The organism is Paenibacillus pectinilyticus (genome assembly GCF_001700435.1).
Classification (GTDB): Bacteria; Bacillota; Bacilli; order Paenibacillales; family NBRC-103111; genus Paenibacillus_E; species Paenibacillus_E pectinilyticus.
In genome coordinates, this window is the sequence record NZ_LYPC01000014.1 from 601,893 (window position 1) to 627,589 (window position 25,697).

At 46.9% G+C, this 25,697-nt stretch carries 21 protein-coding genes; 18 read left to right on the forward strand and 3 right to left on the reverse strand.

The window, feature by feature from the left end; translation table 11 throughout:
• The first annotated feature begins 34 nt into the window (after positions 1-34).
• The 7 genes from A8709_RS09825 (at position 35) to A8709_RS35645 (ending at position 8,584) form a co-directional block, all read left to right on the forward strand.
• Positions 35-1,822, forward strand: a complete 1,788-nt coding sequence (locus A8709_RS09825; RefSeq protein WP_065852180.1) for a sensor histidine kinase — start codon at positions 35-37, stop codon at positions 1,820-1,822.
• A 4-nt stretch (positions 1,823-1,826) separates the two neighbouring features.
• Positions 1,827-2,549: a response regulator gene (locus A8709_RS09830; RefSeq protein WP_065852181.1), complete on the forward strand. Its 723-nt coding sequence runs from the start codon at positions 1,827-1,829 to the stop codon at positions 2,547-2,549.
• A gap of 124 nt (positions 2,550-2,673) precedes the next feature.
• A complete protein-coding gene (locus A8709_RS09835) occupies positions 2,674-3,996 on the forward strand; it encodes an ABC transporter substrate-binding protein (RefSeq protein WP_065852182.1) in 1,323 nt (440 codons plus the stop codon).
• Positions 3,997-4,091: 95 nt separating this feature from the next.
• Entirely contained in the window at positions 4,092-4,973 is an 882-nt protein-coding gene (locus A8709_RS09840; RefSeq protein WP_244163144.1) for a carbohydrate ABC transporter permease, read from the forward strand.
• Positions 4,970-5,800 carry a carbohydrate ABC transporter permease gene (locus A8709_RS09845; protein ID WP_065852184.1) on the forward strand — a complete coding sequence of 277 codons (831 nt, stop codon included), beginning with the start codon at positions 4,970-4,972 and terminating at the stop codon, positions 5,798-5,800. The genes A8709_RS09840 and A8709_RS09845 overlap by 4 nt, the downstream gene beginning before the upstream one ends.
• 131 nt (positions 5,801-5,931) lie before the next feature.
• Positions 5,932-7,950, forward strand: coding sequence for a carbohydrate binding domain-containing protein (locus A8709_RS09850; protein WP_065852185.1), 2,019 nt, complete (start codon positions 5,932-5,934; stop codon positions 7,948-7,950).
• A gap of 475 nt (positions 7,951-8,425) precedes the next feature.
• Positions 8,426-8,584, forward strand: coding sequence for a helix-turn-helix domain-containing protein (locus tag A8709_RS35645; RefSeq protein ID WP_084224795.1), 159 nt, complete (start codon positions 8,426-8,428; stop codon positions 8,582-8,584).
• 193 nt (positions 8,585-8,777) lie between these two features.
• Here A8709_RS35645 and A8709_RS09855 read toward each other — a convergent pair whose 3' ends face one another.
• A complete protein-coding gene (locus A8709_RS09855) occupies positions 8,778-9,650 on the reverse strand; it encodes an AraC family transcriptional regulator (protein WP_065852186.1) in 873 nt (290 codons plus the stop codon).
• Between the two features lie 123 nt (positions 9,651-9,773).
• Here A8709_RS09855 and A8709_RS09860 point away from each other — a divergent pair, with 123 nt between their 5' ends.
• Together A8709_RS09860 and A8709_RS09865 are read left to right on the forward strand one after the other, a co-directional pair.
• Positions 9,774-10,967: a Gfo/Idh/MocA family protein gene (locus tag A8709_RS09860; RefSeq protein ID WP_065852187.1), complete on the forward strand. Its 1,194-nt coding sequence runs from the start codon at positions 9,774-9,776 to the stop codon at positions 10,965-10,967.
• Between the two features lie 14 nt (positions 10,968-10,981).
• Positions 10,982-11,809 (forward strand): sugar phosphate isomerase/epimerase family protein, encoded by an 828-nt coding sequence (locus tag A8709_RS09865; protein ID WP_065852188.1) that lies wholly within the window; start codon positions 10,982-10,984, stop codon positions 11,807-11,809.
• A gap of 322 nt (positions 11,810-12,131) precedes the next feature.
• Here the strand turns inward: A8709_RS09865 and A8709_RS09875 are convergent, their stop codons facing one another.
• Positions 12,132-13,067, reverse strand: coding sequence for a helix-turn-helix transcriptional regulator (locus A8709_RS09875; protein WP_065852190.1), 936 nt, complete (start codon positions 13,065-13,067; stop codon positions 12,132-12,134).
• A 169-nt stretch (positions 13,068-13,236) separates the two neighbouring features.
• Between A8709_RS09875 and A8709_RS09880 the strand changes: the two genes are divergently transcribed.
• The 5 genes from A8709_RS09880 to A8709_RS09900 all read left to right on the forward strand — a co-directional run bounded on the left by A8709_RS09880 (position 13,237) and on the right by A8709_RS09900 (position 20,286).
• Positions 13,237-15,717, forward strand: a complete 2,481-nt coding sequence (locus tag A8709_RS09880) for a glycoside hydrolase family 38 N-terminal domain-containing protein (RefSeq protein WP_065852631.1) — start codon at positions 13,237-13,239, stop codon at positions 15,715-15,717.
• Positions 15,718-15,815: 98 nt separating this feature from the next.
• Positions 15,816-18,134 (forward strand): xanthine dehydrogenase family protein molybdopterin-binding subunit, encoded by a 2,319-nt coding sequence (locus A8709_RS09885; protein ID WP_065852191.1) that lies wholly within the window; start codon positions 15,816-15,818, stop codon positions 18,132-18,134.
• A complete protein-coding gene (locus tag A8709_RS09890) occupies positions 18,134-18,997 on the forward strand; it encodes an FAD binding domain-containing protein (protein WP_065852192.1) in 864 nt (287 codons plus the stop codon). Before A8709_RS09885 ends, A8709_RS09890 begins: the two co-directional genes overlap by 1 nt.
• Positions 18,975-19,445 carry a (2Fe-2S)-binding protein gene (locus A8709_RS09895; protein ID WP_065852193.1) on the forward strand — a complete coding sequence of 157 codons (471 nt, stop codon included), beginning with the start codon at positions 18,975-18,977 and terminating at the stop codon, positions 19,443-19,445. The genes A8709_RS09890 and A8709_RS09895 overlap by 23 nt, the downstream gene beginning before the upstream one ends.
• Positions 19,446-19,560: 115 nt before the next feature.
• Positions 19,561-20,286, forward strand: a complete 726-nt coding sequence (locus A8709_RS09900; protein ID WP_244163145.1) for a FecCD family ABC transporter permease — start codon at positions 19,561-19,563, stop codon at positions 20,284-20,286.
• A gap of 128 nt (positions 20,287-20,414) precedes the next feature.
• On the opposite strand, the gene A8709_RS09905 is transcribed toward A8709_RS09900, so the two are convergent.
• Positions 20,415-21,239 carry an AraC family transcriptional regulator gene (locus tag A8709_RS09905; protein WP_065852194.1) on the reverse strand — a complete coding sequence of 275 codons (825 nt, stop codon included), beginning with the start codon at positions 21,237-21,239 and terminating at the stop codon, positions 20,415-20,417.
• Between the two features lie 107 nt (positions 21,240-21,346).
• On the opposite strand from A8709_RS09905, the gene A8709_RS09910 reads away from it, so the two are divergent.
• The 4 genes from A8709_RS09910 to A8709_RS09925 are packed head-to-tail and all read left to right on the forward strand — an operon-like array spanning position 21,347 to position 25,678.
• Positions 21,347-22,255, forward strand: a complete 909-nt coding sequence (locus tag A8709_RS09910) for an aldo/keto reductase (RefSeq protein ID WP_065852195.1) — start codon at positions 21,347-21,349, stop codon at positions 22,253-22,255.
• 11 nt (positions 22,256-22,266) lie between these two features.
• The gene (locus A8709_RS09915; RefSeq protein WP_065852196.1) at positions 22,267-24,219 is read left to right on the forward strand and encodes a DUF8034 domain-containing protein; all 1,953 of its coding nucleotides are present in this window, start codon (positions 22,267-22,269) and stop codon (positions 24,217-24,219) included.
• The gene (locus A8709_RS09920; protein WP_065852197.1) at positions 24,210-25,043 is read left to right on the forward strand and encodes an amidohydrolase family protein; all 834 of its coding nucleotides are present in this window, start codon (positions 24,210-24,212) and stop codon (positions 25,041-25,043) included. The genes A8709_RS09915 and A8709_RS09920 overlap by 10 nt, the downstream gene beginning before the upstream one ends.
• Positions 25,019-25,678, forward strand: a complete 660-nt coding sequence (locus A8709_RS09925; protein WP_065852198.1) for a hypothetical protein — start codon at positions 25,019-25,021, stop codon at positions 25,676-25,678. Before A8709_RS09920 ends, A8709_RS09925 begins: the two co-directional genes overlap by 25 nt.
• Positions 25,679-25,697 lie beyond the last annotated feature (19 nt).

Consider the following 25,697-nt stretch of genomic DNA (forward strand, 5'->3'; position numbering starts at 1 on the left):
TAATAGGGGGCCATTAAGACAGGAGGATAGCCGCATGCTTACTCACCTAAAGCTCTTTTTCCTGAATATGAGCATGCAGAAAAAGCTGTCGCTCATTATCATTATTTTCGTCATCGTACCGATGTTGACGACAGGACTTGTTTCGTATCAAAATTACACCCGTAATTTAAAAGAGAAAGCCATTGAGCTCATCATGCAATCCTCCAATCAAATGACGTCTCGGTTGGACGATTATATTGGCGAAATGAAGTCCATTACGGCGATTCCGATCTACTCCAGAGAACTTCAACAATTGCTAATGAAGCCTGGCCCCTATCTAGAGCGCTCAGACAGCATCGCGTTTTATTTGCGTTTTATGAACAATATGAGAAAAGGCAATGACGCTGTCTATATCCTTGATCGGGATGGCAACATCTTTTATAACGACAAACGGTTTGCGGTTCGGGCTAATACGGAGGAACGCTTCTCACAATTTCAGAAGATCGTGGCGAGTGCGAATGGATCGGCTGTCGTTCAAGGGACCGAAACGATGCTGGATACCTTCGGGCGTCCCAAAGAGATTTTCTCTGTGATTCGGGAGATTCGTGACAGCGAGTTGGGGACTTACCAATCCTTAGGGACCGTGATTGTTGATTCGGATATTCGTGTCATTGGGGATGCCGTCGACCGATTGAATGATATTACACATGGCAGTTCGTATATCTTGGATGCGAATGGTCTTAATATCTACAGAAATCAGAATACGAGTGTGGAACTTCCTCCAGCACTGATTAACACGGTGAACAGAGAAACAGGGGGTTGGCGGGATATTCAAATCGCTAATAAATCCTATATCTTTCTATATACTCCTTTGAAAAATGCAGATTGGATGTTTTATTCGCTCATTCCTACCCAATCGCTGTTTAAAGAAGCTGCGATCATACGAAACGTGACTTTGATGGTTATCTTAATTGTTGGACTGTTATCGTTGGTGCTTGCCATCTTCACAGCGAATGCTTTAACCAAGCCGCTTCGCAAGCTCACGCGTGTGATGCGTACCGTTGAATCTGGCACGATGGAGGCCAAATTCCCAGTTAAATATAGGGATGAAATTGGCACATTGGGCACGACCTTTAACCAGATGATTACACGTATCCAAGAGCTGATCCAAGAAGTGTATATCGTCAATATGAAGAAGGTGGTTGCCCAGCTCGAAGCGCTTCAAGCGCAGATTAATCCCCATTTTATTTACAATACACTGGAAACCATTCGCATGCGCGCGATCATCAACAAGGATGTTGACGTTGCGGATATGACGTATACGCTTGGCAATTTATTGCGTTACGGCATACTACGTGAAAATGAGCAAGTGACTGTCCAACAAGAGCTAGACCATTTGGATAATTATATTCAGCTGCAAAACCATCGGTTTCGCAATAAATTTAAATTGCAGCTGGACGTTCCCGAACCGCTCTTGCAAGCGAAAGTGATCAAATTACTTTTTCAACCCATTGTCGAAAATGCGATATATCACGGTCTTGAACATAAGCTTGGCGATGGTCTGATTACGATTGTTGGCATCCAAGAGGAGGAAGGAATCCGTTTCACAATTAGCGACAATGGGATCGGGATGAGCTCTGAGCAGGAAGTGGAGTTACAACAGCATCTGGAGCACCCGAGCGAGAATGTCAGGAAATCCGATAAAGGAATCGGACTACGAAATGTTCATCAGCGCATCCAAATTCAATATGGCAAATCCTATGGGTTACAAGTGAAGAGCAGGTTAGGGGAAGGGACGACGGTTACGGTAACGATGTGCAATCAACCATCATGGGGGGAGTGAATTTATGTTGCTACATATCGTACTTGTAGATGATGAACCTACGATTCTGGAAGGACTAGAAATACTAATCACATCGGCATCGGATGATTATCGCATCATCGGGCGATATACGAATGGCCAAGAGGCTTTGGCTGGTATTGGACTGGAAGAGACAGATGTCATTGTTACGGATGTGAAAATGCCAATCATGGATGGTTTAACCTTGATTAAAGAGGTGCGTTCGCGGACATCGGCCATTTCGAGCATTGTTCTCAGCGGCTTCAATGAATTTGAATTCGTTCGAGAAGCGCTTCGCTCTGAAGCAGCGGACTTCTTATTGAAGCCGGTGAATACGAAGGAGCTATTTAGTATTTTTGAGAAGCTGTTGGATATGAAACGAAAGTCAGTCGTGCCAGAGTCAGAAGAGAAGAAAGTGATTCGCATGGTGAAGCAGATCGTAACGGAAGAATACTGTAGTGAGCTGAATTTACCCGGCTTATCGGCACGTGTCTTTTTGAGTCCTGCCCATGTGAGTCATCTGTTTAAACAAGAGACAGGCATAACGATTACTGACTATTTGATCCAAGTGAGAATGGATATGGCGAAGCTCTTTATTAAACAGAATCCGATGATGAAATTATACGAACTTGCGCAATGTGTGGGGTATCAGGACCCTGATTACTTCAATCAATTGTTTAAAAAGCGCGTGGGGAAATCCGTTAAGCAATACCGTGACACCCTGTGTTGAGACCGTTTTCATGATTCGTAATTGAGTCAGGAAAATCGAATTTCAGCCACCTACCGACAGCTTACAAAGCTTAGTATGATAAGGATGTAAGCGATAACATCATATAAATCAGGAGGGTCACACATTGAAAAAATTAGTAACTTTATCCCTAGCAGGATCGCTCGTTGCAGGTCTTGCATTAACCGGATGTGCGAAGCAAGATGACAAACCTGCAGCTTCAAGTACGGCGGCAGCGACAACTAGCCCAGCAGCAGCTTCCACGGCGAAAGCAGAATCCAAAGTAAAAGGTAAAATTACATTTACAACGAATCGTCCGGATTCACAAGCTATTTTTGATGAAGTAGCAAAAGGGTTTCACGCCAAGTATCCAGATGCGGAAGTAGAAATCAGCGGAATCAAAGAATACCAAAAAACGATGAAAGTACGACTTGCTTCGAATGATCTGCCAGATGTGATGTATTACAATGCAGAAATCGTCCCTACGACGACCCAATGGCCAGATTTCTTCTTGCCAATTGACGATATGGGCTACAAAGATACAACGTATTTCGCAGATCAAGTTACGTTAGACGGCAAAATGTACGGCGTTGTAGAAGGATCCTTTGCACACGGGATTGTCTATAACAAGAAAACGTTTGCTGATGCCGGCATTACAGCGGTTCCCAAAACATTGGATGAACTGTTTGATGCTTCCGAAAAGCTGAAAGCGAAATCCGTCACACCGATCTATTTGTCCTTCAAAGACGGCTGGCCGATGAGTTATTTGGCAACAGTTGCGATTCATGCGGCAGGCGGTAATCCAACGTATAGTGATGATTTTATGAAAACAGATACGCCTTTCACGAAAACAAGTCCTGATGGTGAGTACGTGAATTTCTTACGCTTGCTAAAAGATAAAGGCTATTTCGAGAAAGATTTCGTAAACGGGACATATGACCAATCCGTATCTGGCTTCATCTCTGGCAAAGTTGGGATGCTGCCATACGCGAACTGGGCTTTCGGTGGACTTGAGCAAGCGGGTATGAAAATGAGTGACGTCGGTTTCTTCGCACTTCCGTTAGATAACAAAGGTAAACCTGCTGCGTTCATGCAAAAGAGCTGGACGATCGGTATCACCAAAACGAGCAAAAATGTAGAGACATCCAAAGCATTTATCAAATATTTGTTGGAAGAGTCCAACTATGCGGATAAAGTTGGTTTGATTCCAGCGTTAAAATCCAAAACATCGACAATACCACAAATCAAAGAATTTATGGATGCGAAACCGGAATTGTACATGGAGCGCAACGCGAAAGATATTACGAACACAACGACTAACAAAGCGCAAATTAACATGCAAGATTTCTATCAAGGTGGACTGATCGCCAAAGATGATGCTGAAATTCAAAAGATTTATGATGACTACAATAAAAAATGGGCAGCGGCAAGAGCGGCAGCAGCGAAATAAATTATAAATAGGCTGAAAGCAGTGCGGTTATCCTCTAGTTCGTCTTGGATAGCCGCATTGACTTACAGGGAGCGGAGAGGGATCGTATGTCAAGCATGTCTTATCAATGGCAGAAAACGCTTATCTTAATTTTGTTTCTGACGGTTCCGGTGGGACTCTTACTTGTCTTTTCGATATATCCAGCATGCTATCTTTTGTATTTAAGCTTTACTTCATGGGATGGCACAAGCGTGGTGAAAGAATGGATTGGCTGGGCGAATTATCGTCAAATCTTCATGGATCCTGTGTTTTTTCGAACGTTTTCACATAACTTTTCCTATTTCATCTTCGGTTTTGTTCAAATCGCTCTAGCCCTTTATCTAGCAGTCATTTTAAATGGGAAAATACGCGCCGGCAATTTTTTCAAAAGTGTTATCTTTTTGCCGTACATTATTAATAGTACTGTGATTGGCTTTATGTTTTTATACGTGTTCAAATCGGATGGCGGGGCCGTCAATATCCTATTGAACAGCCTTGGGTTGGAATCTTGGATTCAAGATTGGCTCAGCAGTCCCAGCTTGGTGAATCATACGATGGCAGCTATCGCTGTGTGGAAATACACCGGTGTAACGCTCGTGATTTTCTATGGTGGGCTTAAATCGATACCTAATGAATTATATGAAGCAGCTAATATCGATGGGGCAACAGGATTCAAAGCCTTCCGGTACATTACACTGCCAAGCATCAAATCCTTAATTGAACTCAGCTTATTCCTAAACTTATCCGGTGCGCTTGGTGCTTTCGAGTTTCCTTTCATCATGACCAAGGGCGGCCCCTTCGGCGCAAGTGATACCTTCATTACAAAGACGGTGGACACCGCTTTTAAATTCCAGTCCTTTGGACTCGCATCTGCACTCGGTATTGTCTTCACAATTCTCGTCGTGGTAGCCGTTACGTTGCAGCAGAAATTAATCGGAAGCAAGGGGGGAGAGGAATGAAGAAGCCACTGTGGCTCCAAGCGCTGGATTACCTTATTCTAATCATCGCTGCAATTGTGATTCTGTTACCAATACTGCTCCTACTGATTGCTGCACTCAAAACACCAAGAGAGTTCTCGGTCACGAGCCCGTTTATGCTTCCTGCGGATTGGTTCAATATGGCTAATTTCGTTTCCGTCATTAAGAAAGCACATCTTGGGCTCGCTTTTATCAACATCCTATTCATCATGATTGTTACCATTCTTGGAAATGTTTTAATCGGAACGATGGCCGCTTACGCCATTGGCAGATTCCAATTTAGACTCAGAAAGTGGATTATGGCGCTATACACATTCGCTTTCATCGTCCCAGGCATCACAACACAAGTGGCAACCTTTACGATTATCAAAAATTTGGGGTTATTCAATACCCACTTTGCGATGATTCTGCTGAATCTAGGTTCCGACGTTGTGCAAATCTATATTTATCTGCAATTTATCCGTAGTATTCCTAGGGAATTGGACGAGAGTGCCTATCTCGATGGAGCTAGCTTATTTCGAATTTATCGCACGATCATATTCCCTCTGCTGCGTCCTGCCACAGCGACGGTTATTATCCTGAAAGCGATCGGCATTTATAATGATATTTTCACACCGTACCTGTATATGCCTTCTTCGAAATTGGTCGTGATTTCCACAACATTAACGAAGTATACGGATGCCTATGGTTCGCAATGGAACATGATTTCTGCGGCCTCGTTGTTAATTATTATTCCGACAGTTGTGATGTTCATTGTTCTGCAGAAGTATATCTTCGATGGCATTGTTAATGGTGCTGTGAAAAGCTGAGTAACACCGGTTCCGATCTTCCTCGATTGGACCGGTTTCTCTCTTCATTTTTTAGCTTGAAAGGGGTGATGCAACAGTTCGAGCACTACCATTGTCGGTAAGAAAAAATTCAATGTAGGAGATGACTATTTATGAAAGCGCGATCATTAATAGGGGTTATGATGTTTACTTTGCTTTTTAGCTTAGTGTTAGGATTGAACGGATGGACACCGAAGGCCTTAGCGGACGGATACGGGAAATATATGGAGAAGGACCCGAGTCATGAGTTGGTTTATCCGCGTGTTGTTCGATTGAGCAACGGAACATTGCTAGCGACGTATGCCAATAACAATCGGTATGCCACGATCAAAAAAAGTACAGATGGCGGTCTTACGTGGACCTCATTTAGTACCGTAGATCTTGGTTCTGATATTAATACAGGAGGCAGTCTGGAAAGCTGCTGCGAAACGTTATTTGCATTCCCACAACAGCTGGGCAGTTACGCTGCTGATACCCTGTTGTATGCGAACACGATCTTTAATGCCAATGATGCCTCGAAAGGTGAAACCCGTATCTATCGCAGTATCAATGGCGGGTCAACATGGGCGTATGTGACAACGGTATTTACGGGTGGAAACACCTGGGAGCCTGAATTTATCGTGGACGCAGCTGGTGAACTCGCGCTTTATGTGTCGGATGAACGAAGCCAATCACAGGGTTACAGCCAGTTTCTAGGGCATATTATATCGACGGATGGTGGGAATACGTGGGGCAGCATGCATCTAGACATCGGGATCGCGAACAATGATTATCGTCCCGGCATGATACGAATTGCGAAGCTGAATAATGGTACCTACATGGCAGCCTATGAAGTGTGCGGTACACCTGGCTGCAATATGTATACACGTATTTCATCGGATGGCGTGAACTGGGGGACGGCGACCAGCATGGGGACGAAGCCGACTGATAGCCAAGGTCGCTATTTTAACAGCACGGCTGACATCGTCAATGCGAATGGCAAAGTGTATATCTTGGCGAAAAAACTGTTCACCTCAGCAGGCGTAGAGGATAGCGATTCTGGTAAGGTGATGTTTGTGAACAGTGCCAGCGATGGCACTGGTACTTGGTCAGCTGTACCGTTGCCGTTTAGTTTTAACACGAGTTATTTCGGAGGCTACAGCCCATCCCTTTTACCCTCTGTCGACGGGCAATCCATGCTATTAGTCTCACCTTCTTATAACCCAACGCTGGGGAAAGCAGAAATGGATTATGATACGGAGTTGGCTGGAAATATGCTCGCGAACCCGAATTATGAAAGCGATACGAGCAATTGGACGACTTGGGGGACCACGATCTCATCGGTTACTTCCCCCGTTCAGAACGGCAGCAAAGCGCTTTATGCGTCTAATCGGACATTAGGAACGGATTCTTGGGCGGGCCAGAATGTCAAAGCGCTTCTGCAAAAGTATGGGCAAGGCAATTACAACATATCCGCATGGGTCCGTTCTGTATCAGGGACGAAGAATGCATCAATCGTATTGTCGGTGAATTCAGGCGGTACGTGGAAAGAGTTCAAAATACCGGGTCAAATGAACAGCTCTGGCTGGACGAAGATTTCGGGCGTTGTGAACGTGACTTGGAGCTCCTTGGATGATGCTATCTTCTTAGTTCGCAATACGTCAGATAGTGCTGACTATTATGTAGATAACACCTATATGAGCAAAACCTCCAATATTTTGCAGAATGCCAGCTTTGAAGGAGGAACATCGAATTGGATGGTTTGGAATACAACCATGACAACACAGAGCAGCCCTTCACCCATCGATGGCAGCAAAGTTCTGCTCGCTTCCAATCGTACGAGTGACGATGCCTTCATAGGCCAGAATATTAAAAACGTTCTGCAGACAACAGGCAAAGGGACTTATAATATTTCCGCGTGGGTTCGAGCAGCTTCAGGATCCAAAACGGCGAATGTGACGGTGTCCTTGCAATATGATGGCACATGGCATGAGACGGTTATGCAAGGAACAATCACGGATAGTGGTTGGACGTTGCTGACGGGAACCGTGGATGCCAATTGGAGCACTCTAACGGATGCGGTCATCTTAATTCGAAATGCAACAGATCGTTCTGACTACTATGTCGACGATTGCATCATGTCTCGCTTATAGAACGATTAAGAAGCCATTTTGGAGGTGATTTCTATCTCTGCCAAGATGGCTTTTTCCTTTAGGAGGACATTTGAGTGCGTGTAATTCTCTCTCTCAGGCTGATTTAAAAAACTGATTATCCTTCAGAATACTGTTATAGGAATGGATCGTCATATTCACGGCATTAGGAGGGGATCTGTGAAAGAGTAGGTTATTGAAGAATAACTACCGTTCATAATATTAGCCACTATAATTCGAATCCCGACTTTGACTACAATGCGAAGTCGGGATTCTTAACGTAGTGCCAGTTTCTTGTTTGCAAATATGAGAAACATAATATGTAGATATATATTGAACCTTAATAATTCCTACGTGTTTAATCGGAATAATATTATGAAATTTTTGAAATAATAATATTCCGCACTTAAGGACGGTGTAGCCTTTTTTCATACATACTTAAACCAACCTGTCACCTATTTACATCAAGTTCGCATTCATGCAGCTTGATTTGATCCTCAATACGAAGCTGACCTTAGGAGTGATTGGGGACTATCTTGGTTACAGCGACCAAGCCCATTTCCACCGGGTGTTTAAAAAAATTATGGGCTATCCACCTTCGTCTGTACAACGGGAAATTGAGCGGATTCAAGGGTAACATGGGGGATAAGTATCCGCGGTACGTTACTTGGTGCGAAAAGTTGTGTATAAAGCTATTCCCAAGGAAATGCATTTACAGGTTTTACACAGGAATCGATAGCCGATTTATTCCCTCTGCATTCCATGGGGTTAGTTGGTACAGGGGACTTTAAGGCTGTTGTTCAATTTTACTTCTAAGATGGGGAGAAGATCTATGTACTATAGGAATCAGGCTTTATTACTGGAGTATTAGCTTGCTTCGCGTAGTTCTTAGGCAGCACGCCGATCTTCTTCTTAAACATGCGAAGAAATCCTGTGTAATCGTTAAAGCCTGATCCCATACAAGCTTCTGTCACGTTCGCGCCGTCCTTGAGCAGCTGTTTAGCGAGGGAGATGCGCTTATACACAATGTACTCGTGGATCGTACTGCCGGTATGCTTTTTGAAGAGTCGACTCAAGTGATATTTACTTATAAAAAACAGTTTCTCAAGTCGTTCGAGGGATAAATCCTCCGCCAGGTGCTGATTGAGATAAGCTAGAATAGGTGTTAAGCGCGGAGGTAAATCCAAACCAGGATCCTTATCATTTCTCGTCTCATAATACCGGCCAACGAGTGAAATGATTTCTAACATGCACCCCAGCTTGATCAGAGCATCCCCATGGAAGGAATGTTTTTGAGTTTGATGATAGGTATGAAATAACGAGACCAAGGAAGAGGCCTCTTGCTCAGTCAGTCTTATTTTATTATTTTCGCCAAGGGGACGATTATAAAAGCAATGTAAGGGTTGAATATATTCGGTTTGAAAGAGTGCTATGATAGCGGGATTGAACTCAATTGTTACACGTTCATAGGTAGCGTCGCTTAATAAAGCGGGTTTGTGAATCTCATGCTCATTCGTAATGATCAGATCCCCATACTGCAGGGGGTATACCGTTTTGTCGACAAAATAGTTAACGTCACCACGGATTAAGAAGAAAATTTCGCAGCCTTGATGCAGATGGAAATGAACATTAAAGGGAGGCTTTCTTGTTGCATGCTGAAAGTTTACATGCTCATCGATATGAGCTAAGTAGTCCGATATCATTGTCGATCTCCCTTTCTAATTAAGCAAGATTATCCACTTTTGAGGCAATTTCTTCAAGGATATAGTAATTATAATAATATAAGATGATAGTGAGTTATTCAATATGAAGGGGAGGCTTTCACAGTGAGTAATCAAATCGTGAAATTTGGACTTGTTGGGATTGGCAACATCGGTCAAGTACATCTGAAGTATTTGAGCGAAATGGCGAACGTCGAGATCGTCGGTGTTTGTGATGTGGATCAAGAAAAGGCAGATCAGCATGCGAAGACTTTTGGGACAGAAGCGTACTACACCGCCAGCGATTTATTCGCACAATCGGGTCTCGATGTCGTCATCATTGCAGTGCCGCATTATGATCATCCGGTTATTGCGATTGAAGCCTTTGAGCATGGCATCCACGTGATGTGTGAAAAACCGATCGCCGTGCATGTGAACGATGCGAATCGGATGATTGCTGCGTACGAAGCTGCGAAACTGACTTACCCGAACTTACAGTTCGCTATTATGTTTCAAGAGAGAACGCTTCCATTTTATGCGAAGCTCAAAGATATGGTAGCGAGCGGAATGTTAGGCCAATTAACCCGGGCGACATGGATTCATACCAAATGGTTCCGTTCGCAAACGTATTACAACAGCGGCGGCTGGCGTGCAACATGGGCAGGTGAAGGCGGCGGTATTCTGACGAATCAGTGTCCGCATACACTCGACATGTACCAATGGGTGTTCGGAATGCCATCCCTCATTTCAGGTCATGCCCATATTGGGAAGTATCATGATATTGAGGTAGAGGATGAGGTGACGGCGTATTTTGAACATGAGAATGGAATGATTGGCCACTTAATCGTGACGACAGCTGAGCTGCCAGGTACGAACAGGTTGGAAATTGTAGGAGATAACGGGAAGTTGATTCTAGAGAACGGCAAGCTGTTGCATTACCAATACCCCGAATCAATGTTAACTTTCACGAGAGAGACTGAGCAGCAATTTGTGACTTGGGAGATTGAACCTGTAGAAATTGCAGTAGATACGACGGTTCCCAATGGACACCCAGTCGTAACCAGACGATTGATAGACCGATTAATCGGCAAGACTGTGGATTTAATTGCTGAAGGTCCAGAAGGAATTGGCGCGTTAACCTTGGCAAACGGGATTATGCTGTCTTCCTTTGAAAACCGTCCCATTGCAGTGCCGATTGATGGTGACGCCTTCCAAGCTCATCTGGATGAGAAAATTAAAACCTCGAGTTTCGTTAAAAAAGTAAATCAGTCTTCAGTATCAGCACTTGATATGTCAGCATCCTACGGGACGACGAAATAAGAGGAGGATCCGCCATGTCCAAAGTAAAGATTACTTGCTTCGCAGATGAGATCTCAGGTGATTTGGAAGAGCAGTTGGATGTGCTTGCACTAGAGGGACTTGCTCATATCGAGATCCGTAACGTCTGGGGGAAAAATGTTCTAGACTTGACCGAAGCTGAGCTTCAGTCTATTCGCGAATTGATAGATCAGCGTGATTTTGCAGTCTCATCAGTTGCGTCGCCAATTGGCAAATATCCGATTGTAGCAGAGTTTGCGCCTCAGCTAGATGCTTTGCACCTTGCCATCCGAGCAGCGAAGGTACTTGGTACGCCATTCATTCGAATTTTCTCCTACCAGCCGCCAGAAAAAGGCGATTTGGATGTTATTAGGGAAGAAGTCATGAGCAGAATGAAGCAACTAACTGTGATAGCGGAGCAAAATAAGGTGATCCTCATCTTGGAAAATGATAACCATCTGTATGGCTCGAAGGATGAACGCTTGTTGGATATTCTACAGCATTGTTCATCAGATTCAATGCGTTTAGCTTTTGATCCAGGGAATTTCGTTATGAATAATGTGAAACCGGTCGATGAGGCTTATCCGAAATTAGATCGTTATTTAGCCTATGTCCATATCAAAGATGCGAAGAGTGAGACTAGTCAATTCGTTCCTGCTGGCGTCGGTGAAGGACAACTTGATCGTTTGCTAATCAAATTACGTGAGAGCGGGTACGCGGGTTTTCTATCTGTAGAGCCACATTTGCATCACTATTTGCCGCATGCTAGTAACCCAAAACGAGTTGTTACCGCGGTTCGTGCTTTGAAAGATCTGCTCGCTCGTGCAGAAATGGCTTGGGAGTAGTAGTGAAAAAGTAGGATAATAATGCGAGCCCTAGAGATTGATCTAGAAGCTCGTTTTTTTGCGAAGGGGATGAAAAAAATTGATATATTTATTGCCGATTTCAAGTATACAGAACTTCATTCGTTGAACCATATAATAAAAGAAACAATGGAAAGAGGTGATATAACAACAGCTGCAATGTATTTTTTGAGCCTACAGAAATTATGTAATAAACGGATCCCCAGTGTCCTAGAGACTATAGCATAAATGCCTGGGTAAAAAGTCAACGAACACGGATCTAACTGGAATCTTAGAGTCGTTACTTACTAAAAAAAGGCGTAACTCAACTAGGAGCTATGCCTTTTTCTTTCCCTTTATCTCTATATTCTTTAGGGCTCATTCCATAATTCTTTTTAAATAAACGACTATAATACGATAAACTGGATAGCCCTGTCGTATAGGCAATTTCTTGTATGGGCTGGTCCGTACCTCTCAATAATTCTAACGAGCGTTCCAAGCGTATCTGACTCAAGCGGTCTATAATGGTTTGACCACTTAATTTCTTGTACTTTCGAGCTAGATGCCCATAACTCATATGGAGGGATGCGGCTAGTCGGTGTACGTCTACATGATAACTTTGGTCATCATTTAAATAGATGTCGACCTTGCGGAGCAACGAGTGATCAGAATTGGCTTCGGTTTCAATCCACCGGGTCCTTTCCGACGACAACTCTGTTAAAGCAAAGATGACTTGCACAATTTGAAGCAAAGTGGCTATGGATGAGCCGTTCTGCTTGGCATTTTCAAAGCATGACGTAAGAAGCTTGCCTAGCCCAAACTCATCAGCATAGACGCCAGGTTTCCAACGCGATAAGACGCCAAGTTGTTCGTAGGTTGAGAGCGTATTCATGGGCAACTCCACCTTGCCGCGATCCACCCGCCACCTTAAGCATGCGCCCTTATGTGGATCATTGGGTTCATAGGCATGAGCATGCTCCATCCCCGGAGGAATGAGGAAAAACTCTCCTGCGTGAATATCCATCATCGATCCCCCGAAGCTCGTTTGCATATGCCCCTCAAACACATAATTAAGCTCATACCACGTATGGAGGTGCGGTGGGCACTGTGCGAAGCCCGCAGGTACTTCTACTAAAAGATCGATGATTTCAACGGCAGCATCATTGATCGTTAGGTTTCCACTCAGCATAGTTTGATAAGGTTGGACACCTAAAAATGGTATTTCTTGTGGATGACGTGGATTCAATTGACTCTGACTCATGATGATCACCTTTACGAAAAGTTAGGATGTATGAGTTTAGTATAGCACAGCCTTCTTGGCATGTTATTTTTGTTCAAAAACTTGTGATTCCAGTGAATATACGCAAGGAGGGGATTTTGAGAAAATGGGAGCAGAAGACATCGATTCAGAATCAAGAGGAGAGATTTCAATGCGGAAAATTCATTTACTAAGCAATGCACATTTGGACCCGGTATGGCAATGGGAGTGGGAAGAAGGGGCGGCAGCTGCGGTATCCACCTTTCGGGCTGCTGCTGCATTTTGTGAAGAATATGAGGGGTACGTATTTAACCATAATGAAGCCTTGCTATACAAATGGATTGAGGAGTACGAGCCTTCTTTATTTCGTAAAATACAGGGGCTGGTACAAGCCGGTAAGTGGCACATCATGGGAGGGTGGTATTTACAACCTGATTGCAATATGCCTTCCGGCGAGTCGATGGTAAGGCAAATCTTGCTCGGGCGGACCTATTTTAAAGAGAAATTTGGCGTACGTCCAACCACGGCTATTAATTTTGATTCCTTCGGGCACTCGAGAGGTCTTGTACAACTCATGAGGAAAGCAGGATTTGATTCCTATTTATTCATGCGTCCTGAGGACCGCGTTGCAGGTCCAGCACAAGAGTTCGTCTGGGTAGGGTTCGATGGCTCTGAAGTACTAGCTCATCAAATACAAGACGGTTATAACACGCAGCTTGGTCAAGCGCATATCAAGGTGCAAGAGAGAATAAATAAACAAACCACGCAGGATTTAGAGCTTGTACTATGGGGTGTCGGCAATCACGGCGGTGGACCTTCACGGATAGATCTAAATCATATCGGTGCCTTGATTACTTCAATGTCCAATCAAGTTGAGGTCGTACATTCAACACCAGAGGCCTACTTTGCGGATCTTGCAAAGAAAGCGGATGATCTGCCGCGACATGAAAAAGACCTGAATCGACGTTTTGTTGGATGCTATACCTCGATGATCCGAATTAAGCAAAAGCATCGTCAGCTGGAGAATGAACTGTACCAAACAGAAAAAATGCTTTCCTCAGCCGCTATGCAAGGTTACCTTCGTTATCCACAGGAAGAACTTAAAGATGCGTTCCATGATCTCATGGTGGCTGAATTTCATGATATTTTACCTGGAACTTCGATTCAGCCTGCAGAAGAAGCTTCCCTTCGGTTAATAGATCATGGTTTGGAAATCGCCTCAAGGTTAAAAGCACGGGCATTCTTTGCTTTATCGAGCGGTCAACAGGAAGCAGGAGAAGGGGAGTATCCGATACTCGTCTACAACCCGCATCCTTATCCCGTACGAGGTGTGTTTGAATGTGAATTTATGCTTGCGGATCAGAACTGGCAGGATCAATTCTCGATGCCTGTCGTCTATCAGGATGGCGTGCGCATTCCATCACAAGCGGAGAAGGAGCATAGCAATCTAAGTTTGGACTGGCGTAAAAGAGTTGTGTTCGAGGCTCAATTATCGCCTTCCGCCATGAACCGATTTGATTGTCGGATCGAGTTACTGACTTCGAAGCCTATACCGCAGGTGGAACTCGAAGACGGTGATATACATTTCCGAACACCGTCGCTACACGTGGTCATTAATACCCAAACAGGGTTGATGGATCAGTATAATGTTAACGGTATATCTTATCTCAAAGTGGGAGCTTTTCAACCTTTGGTAGTTTCTGACAATGGGGATCCTTGGCGGATGGATACGGACAGGTTTAATGACGTGAAGGGGACCTTCCGTCTTATGTCACCCGAAGAGGGGACGGCATTCTCGGGGGTCTCCGAAGGAATTCTCCCTTCTGTCAGGGTAATTGAAGACGGTGATGTGCGTACCGTTATTGAATCGCTGTTGATGTATGGTCATTCCGCTGTCGTCATCACGTATAAGCTACCCAAACGTGGGACAGAGGTAGAGATCCATGTGCGTGTATTCTGGCAAGAGAAGGACACGATGTTGAAGCTTGCCATTCCAACCGTGCTGGATGAGAGCAGATATGCAGGGCAGACGATTTATGGCGTGCAGGCTCTTGAAACGGATGGAACGGAAGTTGTTGCTCAAAAATGGACAGCGCTCATGTCCGAAACTGACAACGCCGCTGTTACTCTGATCAATGATGGGATTTATGGATCGGATTGCTCGCATGGTGTAATGAGACCTTCCCTCATACGCGGGGCGGCTTACACCGCACATCCAATTCTTGATCGACCATTGATGCCAAATGATCGGTTTTCCCCACGAATCGACCAAGGTGAACGAATGTTCAGGTTCTGGTTGAATGCTGGCCCCAAATCGGATAGACTTGCTCGCATTGAGCGCGAGGCGCTTCAATGGAACGAGAAGCCGTATGCACTTTCGTTTTTCCCTCACGGTGAAGGGCAAGTACCTGCAGCAGCGGTTCAACTTGATGATGAAGTGATCCAAATGATGGCCTTCAAGCGAGCCGAACAAAGCGAAGATACCTATATTTTGCGATTATACGAGCCTACAGGGCAAGTGAGATCAACGGTGGTTAGGATTCCGAGCATGAACTTGGAAATGCGCCTTGATTTCAATGGTTTTGAAGTAAAGACATGTAAGCTAGATATAGACACGAGAAGCTTAATTGAATGTGAGCTAATGGAAGAATAGGACAAGATTTTTCGCTATATGATATAGGAAAATGCTCCGCTCTTGGGATACGTTGTGGACGTGTTTGTGTTTGTCACAACAGAGAGGGTGTGTAGAGATTGTCCATCATCGGAAAAGCGATTCCAAGGATTGAATCGAAAGATAAAGTATCAGGATTTGCTAAGTATACGAATGATTTGCAAAGTCCTAGTCTGCTGCATGGCTGGCTGGTGGTTAGTCCCTATTCGCATGCCCAAATTGTGTCTATCGATGTCTCCAAAGCTTTAGAAGTTAGTGGTGTACAAACAGTGATCACAGGTGATTATGCTCCTGTCCTAACCGGAGGAGTTCTCGCTGATCGTCCACCACTAGCCTTTAAGAAAGTACGTTACTTCGGCGAGCCAATCGCTGTCGTGGTTGCGGAAACAGAACAGATTGCGAAACGGGCGGCTGATCTAATTCGAGCGGAATTCATAGAACTTCCCGTAGTTAATTCCCCGAGGGGAGCACTACAACCGAATGCGCCTCTGGTTCATGAGAACTTGGGGAATTATCAGAAAATGGGGAGTGTGTATCCTGTTCCTCGTACCAATATTGCTAGTCAAGTGAAAATCCGAAAAGGTGACATGCATGCAGGTTGGTTGGCAAGCGAGGTGGTCGTTGAAGCCACCTTTGCCTTCAATACCTCGGATCATAGTGCCATGGAGCCACGATGCTCCATCGTTGAAGTGAATCCAAGCGGATTGATTGAGATCCAAACCTCAACCCAGGACCCCTTTATGATAAAGCGTTCATTTGAACGCTTCTTTCAAGTTGAGCAATCCAAAGTTGTTGTACACGTACCGTTTGTTGGGGGAGGGTTTGGGGGTAAGGGATCGATTCAACTTGAATACATCGCCTATTTGGCTTCGAAAGCTTGTGGAGGTCGGCCGGTTAAAATCAATAATACACGCGAGTCAGACATGGTGAGCTCACCTTGTCACATTGGGTTGGAAGCCAAAGTGAAGATCGGTGCAACAAGAGATGGGAAGTTGATGGCCACTGAAATTACCTTTTTGTTTGATACAGGCGGCTATTCAGATTCAGGACCTGCCGTAACGCAAGCGGCTGCTGTTGATTGTACAGGACCATATAAGATCGATAACGTTTGGTGCGATGCTTTATGCATCTATACGAATCATCCCTATGCGAACGCATTTCGAGGCTTCGGACATACGGAGGCAGCTTTTTGTGTGGAGCGCACAATGGATCTACTCGCGAAGAAGCTACAAATGGACCCCATAGATCTCCGCACTACTAATGTTATTCAGCCAGGGGATACAACGCCAACACAAGCACCGCTGAATCGGAGCAATATCGGAGATTTGACGCAATGTATAGTTAAATTAAAAAAGCTTATCCAGTGGGAAGAAGGGCAATGGCTTACAGTCGATCGCTTCAAGGTTAGAGCAAAAGGAATGGCTTGTGTTTGGAAAACTTCCTCATCAGGGATGGATACGGGCTCTGGTGCAACGATTACGTGCAATCAAGATGGCAGCTTGAATCTCAGTGTCGGTTCGATTGAAATAGGTCAAGGAAACCGCACCATTATGGCGCAAATCCTTGCAGAGCGGATGAAGATGCCGGTTGAACAGATCCATGTCAAAATGGATGTCGATACGCAGATTACCCCGGAGCATTGGAAAACAGTGGCAAGCACAAGCACGATGATGGTTGGCCGTGCCGTATTGAATGCGGCAGAAGATGTCATTGTTCAATTAAAGCACAACGCTTCTCTGGTGTTAAAACGGAATCCTGATCAACTTGAGGTTGGTCTAGGTAAAGTTTATGTGAGAGACAATCCGGACATGTTTTTACAAATCAAACAACTCGTAAGTGGCTACACCTATCCGGATGGTAGCGCGTCCGGGGAGCCCGTCATCGGTCGCGGACGGTATAGAATTCATCAGTTGAGTAATCTGGATCCTGAAACGGGGAAAGGCATTCCAGGTCACCAATGGACGGTTGGTGCACAAGCGGTTGAAGTTGAATTCGATACCCGTGATTGTACCTATCGTATATTGAAAGCTGCCTCCGTTTTTGACGCTGGCAAAGTCATTAACGAAGCTACATCAAGAGGTCAAGTCATGGGTGGTATGAATATGGGTCTCAGCTTTGCCAGTCGTGAGGGGTTTATATACAATGATGCGGGAATTGTACGCAATCCGCAGCTTCGTGCGTATAAATTGATGCGCTTCGGTGAAAACCCAGACTATCTCGTAGACTTTGTGGAAACGCCGTTCTTGGAGGGCCCTTACGGTGCACGTGGCGTTGGTGAGCACGGTACAATCGGGATGGCTGCTTGTTTAGCAAATGCGTTATCACTTGCTGCTGGCTGTGAGTTGAACTTGCTGCCCCTGATACCGGAGCTTATTTGGCGAACTAAGGGAGGACGCTGATGATCTCTTATGATTTCGACTACTACAAGCCAACGACCTACCAAGAGGCAGTTCATATCTATCAGCAGGCGGAGGCCAATGGCCAAGAGCCGTTATACTATGCCGGAGGTACAGAAATTATCTCCATGGCTCGTCTCATGCAACTACGCACAGGTGCCGTCATTGACATAAAAGCGGTCCCTGAGTGTAATGTATTGCACATATATGGTGAACAACTTGTCATTGGAGCGGCCATTACGTTGACAACCCTTTCGGAATCCCCCATTTTCCCACTGTTAGCCGATACGGCTCGAAGGATTGCTGATCATACCAACCGAAACAAGATAACCGTTGGCGGCAACCTTTGCGGAAAATTCATTTATCGTGAAGCCTTGCTGCCTTTTTTGCTAGCTGATAGTCAAGTTGTTCTTATGGGGCCAAATGGGATTCGTCATGTCTCCGTCCACCAGGTACTTAATGGCCAACCACAATTGGCGAAAGGGGAGCTAGTTCTACAAATTTTGACGGATAAAAGAGTGATCGATCTGCCCTATTTTACTGTGAAAAAGACGAAAATGGAAAAGATTGATTACCCGATCGTTCGTATTTCCGCATTACGCACGAAAGAAGGGATCCGAATCGCATTTAGCGGCGTAAGTGCCGTTCCTTTTCGATCGAGGATGATAGAAGATATTCTCAACGAAGTATCCCTTCCTTTGGAAGAACGAATTGAGCGTATCATTCGTATTTGGCCATTTCCCATATTGAATGACATCTTAAGCTCGGCTGCTTATCGAACATTTGTGTTGCGTAACACAATCATAGAGACAGTAGCTGCCTTAGAAGGGGGCGTGGATAACCATGGGTGGAACAGTCAAATGTGAGATCGAGCTGCATGTGAATGATAGACGTCATCATGCCACGATCCGTTCAGCTGATACGTTATTGCGCGTACTGCGGGAACAATTGGGGCTGACAGGTGCGAAAGCGGGATGTGAAAACGGTGATTGTGGCGCATGTACGGTTCTCGTAGAGGGAGTGCCGATAAAATCGTGCTTAATGCTGGCGATTGAAGCTAAAGGGTGCCGCCTTACAACGATAGAGGGTTTAGGCGGAAATGCACCGATACAAGAAGCCTTCGTCAAGAACTTCGCTTTCCAATGCGGATTCTGTACGCCAGGATTTATTATGGTTTGCCATGCTTTGGTGAATAGCCAGCCTAACGCAAGTGAGGATATCATAGAGGAGTGGTTGCAATCAAATATATGTCGATGTACTAGCTATGAGGAAATAGGGGCAGCTGTCAGATCTGTGATAGCTAGAGAGGTATAATCAAAGCATTAAGGATATAAAAATACTACTTTGTAGTCATATTTCTTCGTTAACAACGCCTTGTCACCTCATTCGGAGGATGACAAGGCGTTTGTTGTAGCAGCTCTGAATTATAGTGATTCTAGGTGTCACAGGAGGCGCATCAGCAGCGGCTGTTGCTTTCATGACACTGTTCTCCGGCTACAGCATACATTGGGTTCCTGTTGTTGCGGTGGTAGGAGCGCTGATTGCAGTCCTGATCAATTATACGTTTGCATGGAAACGAGGGGTATCGACCTACAGGCTTGTGCTCATCGGTCTTGGTCTTTCGACCGCGTTAGGAGCGCTCACCATGTTTCTACTTATTAGCGGGCCGGCTTACTTGGCGGCACAGGTGCTAAACTGGATGACGGGCAGCATCTACGGGACAAGCTGGAAGTACGTACAGGTCATCTTTCCTTGGGTTGCCATCTTTATCCCGCTCTCTTTCCTATATGCCAAGGAATTGACGATTCAGACGCTAGGTGATGCGATGGCTACGGGTCTTGGTAGTCGGCTCCAGGTTACACGAGTCATGGTGTTACTCTACAGTGTAGCACTTGCCGGTGCTGCTGTCGGGTTGGCGGGGATGATTTCATTCCTCGGGCTCATGGCTCCACATATCGCGCGCAGGCTCGTAGGCAATTCGTATTCATTCGTAATTCCTGTTGCGGCTTTAATAGGCGCGATTTTGCTGCTGTTGGCTGATTTGGCTGGACGTATGCTGTTCATGCCGCTTGATATACCGGCAGGGGTATTTACGGCAGGTATCGGAGCACCGTTCTTCATGTACTTGTTATTTAAACGGAAGCCGATTCATTGACAGGATGAAACGCATATGAAAATGTGGAAATCTATCTTTAGGCATTCACCTTCTGGGGTGAGTGCCTTTTTTGTATGCGTAATCGTCCCCATTTACAGTGATGCTACGACGGACTCTGTGATAGATCACTATTCGCTCCCGGTCTCCAGCTTTGCCTTTTCCCTGTATGCGGTAGGGGAAAGACCTATCGTACGCTTAAACATGCGAGAAAACAGAAGCGGGTCTTGATAGCCGACGGAACGGGAGATTTCGGCAATTCCAAGAAGCTGCCAGCGGAGCAGGCGGCACGCTTTTCTCATCCGTATGTCGGTTAAGTATCTATAGGGGGACATGGACAGGCGCTGTTGAAAAAGACGGCATAGGTATTTGGTGTCCAGCCCTACATGCTTGGCGATTTCATCGAGCCCGATAGATTCGGTATAGCGAGCATTCATAAATGAAACGGCATTGCGTACGTGGTGGCCGACATCGGTTCTTAATGGCGGAGCGTCGTCCGGTATGGCTAGCGTTCCGAATATCTGGTACAGCAGAGCGGTCAGAAAGAGTTCTTTAGCCGTTACCTCACGCAGGCTCATTAAATTCTGGAATAGCGGTTCCACGGTGCATGAGGGGGGCGTCATCCGGACGGGTGCAGGAGCGGTGAACCCAGCCTGCTCGGTCAGCCGGGGGGCCATCGTGCCTGCGAATCCGAACCAGGAGTAATGCCAAGGCTGGGTAGGGTCGGCCCAATAAGAGTGGACGGTGTCAGGCACAATGAGGAACATCCCGCCGGGGCCAATCAGCTCACTTTGACCTCCAGAAGCGTATGTGCCATACCCGCTGTGCACGTAATGGAGGACGTACATATCTCTTACACTGGGCCCGAAGGTCATGTCAGGCAGACAGACTTGTGTGCCGACCTCAAGCACGGCAAGATCGGTTAGCCCGATCGATTCTGTATATATAAACTCCATTGTGAGCGCCACCTTTACGGGTAGAGAAGATATGCCATAAGATGGGGAACTATGGCTATTTTATTATAGAGGATGTTCACTACAATTTATAGTAGGAGGGATGACACATGGAATATACAACATTTGGCCGAACGGGGCTCAGCGTATCGAAGTTGGGGCTTGGCGGTGCGCCTTTGGGCGGCGTCTTTGGACCAGCTGATGAACGAGGCGTCGAGAAGATGATCCATGAGGCGATCGACGGGGGCATTAATTTTATAGATACCGCGCCCAGCTATGGCAGAGGCGAGTCGGAGCGTAGAATCGGTCAGGCCTTAAGCGAAGGCAGACGAAGGCAGGTCGTATTGGCCTCGAAGGCAGTAGGTCCGGGAGAATCGTTCGACTATGCAACGACGATTCGTTCGGTGGAGGAGAGTCTGGAACGGCTTCGCACCGATTGGATCGATCTGCTGCAAATTCATGATGCAGAGCAGGTTCCGTACGAGACGATCGTGAACGAGACGCTTCCTGCGCTTGAGAAACTTCGGGCGGACGGTAAGATTCGGTTTATCGGCATCTCGACCCGAATCCTGCCGCTCCTGATGCGGTATGTGCGACTGGATCGGTTTGACAGTATCCAGTTCTACACGCGGTATATGCTGATCGATCACACCGCGAAAGACGAGCTGCTCCCACTTGCAGCGGAGAAGGGGATAGGGGTCATTAACGGCAGCGTACTCGGACTCGGGCTTCTTGCCGATACGCCGGCGTCATTTTTGAGGCCGAACATTGTAGAGGAAGCTGCCCAGCGGATGGAACAACTGCAGTTTTTACGCAAAACAGCGCCGTACGGGCTTGTCGAGCCAGCCATGCGTTTCAGCTTGTCGCAGCAAGCGATTCACGTCACGCTGACTGGGGCTGCAACTTCAGAGGTACTGCGTGCCAATATGGCGATTTGCGATGGGCGGGGATTGGCTCCGGAGGAACTGAGCCGAGTATATGCGCTATTTCAGGGTAAAAGTTTGTTTCCAGCAGAATAGGAGGAACCGATATGGATGGACAAGAAAGCAAGCTACCGAGCATCGAAGCGGTGGATCGTATGGTGCCGCCAGCGTGGGCGCTGCAGGAGCAGTGGCTGTTTACCACACTGAATCAAGCGGCGAAGGCATTTGTCGAGCGTTATACAGAGCCGGATGGCACCCTTATTTGGCAGAAAGAATGGCCGGGGATGGACGGCTCGGATGACCCGTATGAAGGATTCATGAATCTGGCGCTGCTTTATGTGCTTGGCGGCAGCCGGGAGCTGCACGAGGTTTCTCGCAAAATATGGGAAGGGATTACCTGGCAATGGACGGAGTATGGACAGATCGATCGTGAATTTGATCGTTACTATGATTGGATGCATCATGGAGAAGGATATTTATTTCTATACTTCCTTGGACTAGCTGGTCCTACGACGCTCAAGGACCGACAGAGAGCGGTTCGTTTCGCAAGCATGTATACGGGTGATGATCCTAAAGCTCCTAATTACGATAAAGAGAAGCGGCTGATTCGGTCGCCGCTGACCGGAAGTAATGGACCCCGCTTTATCGTGTCCGAGGAGGATTGGAGCACGCATCGCAGCATTTTGGATCACTATCCTGCTCCTTATGAGGACATTCCAGGCGTCGATTATGCAAGCCGCAAATGCCCTTGGTCCAACGACGAGGTTTATCAGCAGATCATTGCGATGATGAACGAACGAATGAATCGTGGGGATGTCCCGCTCAATCTGAATGCAAGTGGATTAATTGCACACGCTTACATGCATACGGGCGATGAAGCGCTTCGCCAATGGGTGGTTGATTATCTCGCGGTTTGGGAGGAGAGAACCCAAAGTAACGGAGGAATTATGCCGGACAATGTCGGACTGTCCGGGAAGATTGGCGAATACAACGACGGCAAATGGTGGGGGGGCTACTATGGCTGGAGATGGCCGCACGGCTTCATGACGATCATCGAGCCGTTGACCAATGCCTGCATGAACGCTGTGCTGCTGACGGGCGATATGAGTCGGCTTTCGCTTGCCCGTTCCCAGCTCGATGCGAATTGGGCGCTGCGCCGTGAGGAAGATGATCTGTTTCTGGTGCCGTACAAGCACGGAGATAAGGGGTGGAGCGATTGGCGGAAGCCGCTGCCCAAATATCCCGTCTATTTATGGACGATGTCCATGGCTGATGAAGATATGGAGAGAATTGAACGTATTCCAAAGGATCACGATTGGAATGAAATTACGGTGCCGGCCGTATCCGGAAGGGACAGTCGGACGGGACGGGAGACGAAGCATTATATTGGTAATACGGAGCCGTGGTTCCAATACATTCGCGGTCTAAATTCGGATTATCCAAGTCGGATCTTACAGGCAAATATGGAGTTGATCGGTCGGCAATTGGAGAAGATGCGCTCGGAGAAAGGCGATCCGAACAAATGGAAGAGCGGCTTTGCCGATGGAGACTTCTCCAACATTCATATTTGGCAGGAGATGTGCCCGGTCTATTTCGAGTCGCTTGTGCAGTTGACGCTGGGAGGCCCCATGCACATCTCGCACGGAGGCCTGCAGCATGCCCGAGTACGTTATTTCGACGCGCAGGAGCGTCGACCGGGCCTGCCTTCGGGCATATCCGCGCTGGTTGAGGCACTTGCGTCGGATAGCGTGACGCTCCAGCTATGTAACACCAGCTTGTTTGACGAACGCGAGGTCGTTATTCAGGCAGGGACGTTTGGTGAACATCTGTTCACCGATGTGCAGCGTCTTGATACCGACGGACAGCCGCAAGGATCAGCCGTAACGGTTGATGGCAAGTGGCTGGCGGTCGCGATGAAGCAGGGGGCGGGAATCAGGCTGAAGCTCGGCATGAAGCGGTACGTGAATTCACCGAGCTATGACATGCCGTGGCCGAACCCGTACGGCTCTGGCCTGCTGACAGGCCGGAGGAACCAGGAAGGCGGAGCGTCATGTACATAGACTGCCATGTACATTTCTGGAAGCTGTCGCGTGGTGATTACGGATGGCTGAAGCCGGCCAACACGGTACTTTACCAGGATTACCTGCCAGATCAGCTGCTTCCGGAGCTTCAAGCGTTTGGCGTCGAGGGGCTTGTCGCAGTGCAGGCAGCCCCTACAGCAGAGGAAGCCGCATTTATGTTGGAGCTGTCGCAGGATTGGCGCGTCATCTCTGCGGTAAGCGGGGGCCTCGATCCGTTCGCTGAGCGCTTCCACGAGGAGCTGACGTCGCTGCGTTCGAATCCTCGCTTTACCGGCATTCGAATGAATGGCAGTGCGTTTCGCGAGGAACGATCCGAAACGGATCTATACAAGCTGCGGGCAGCACTCGCTGATATGGCGCAGGCTGGGCTGACGCTGGACCTGCTTGTACAACCTGACGACCTTTGTACGGTTGCATCATATTTGGAGGAACTGCCAATGCTCAAGGCGGTCGTCAACCATTTGGGCTGCCCGAACGTTATAGCGCAGCGCAACGAGCCATGGCACACCGGGATGGAGCGATTGTGCCAGCTTCCCGGCACGGCGGTCAAGCTGTCCGGTATGATCACAATGGCAGGCGGGCTGCGTCCAGAACGACTTAGGCCTTTTGTCCATCGGCTCATCCAACTGTTCGGCTGCGATCGGCTGCTGTTCGGTAGCGACTGGCCAGTTGCTTTACAGGCAGGCAATTACCGGGATGTCATTTACTTATTCGAAGCAGTGCTTCCCAAAGAACTCACAGAGGAGGAGAAGGGAAAGATTCGAGCGGGTAACGCCCGTTGTTTCTACCCGATGGCGCGATGAAGAGATGGATGTATCGGTCACAATTGAAGGAAGGCTTCGAGACTAGCTTCCTATTGGAGTTATCGAAAGCAGGCAAGGTCTGGCAAAGTGAACTTCGCCAGCGGGGTGTCATGAGTGGCTCGGTCTTCGAGAGAATGGGGGACCTATTCCTCTATTTCGAAACAGAGGGCGAGCACTGCGAATGGGAATGGCCGGATGGGTGCAGAGCGATGATGGAGACTTGGCCCGGTAGTGGGGGCAAGCGGCGCTATGCGGTGCCGATGCTTGATATTTTCCATGACGGGGAACCGAGTGAAGTTCGGGACGGACAGATTGATCGTGAGCGGATCGGCATGCTCGCGCGTTTGAAGCCTGAACTTTACGGCAGCTACATTTTCTATCATTATGCCTTGCAAGAGGAGAAGCCGAATAGCTTCAATCCTACCTACACGATCGGAACGCACGAGGATCTGATTTTCTCCTATCATGAGCGACCGACTCCGGCGTTTGAGCACGGGGCCACACGAAGAACATGGCCTGCCCCCATTGCCCCGGAGAACTGGCATGACATGATGAAGCCGCATTTTATCCCTTGGTCAGAGGGGGAACAAGGACCAGAGCTGTGGACACGAATGACCACGCTCCTAACCTTCTAAACCAAAAGAGCCAGTCTAC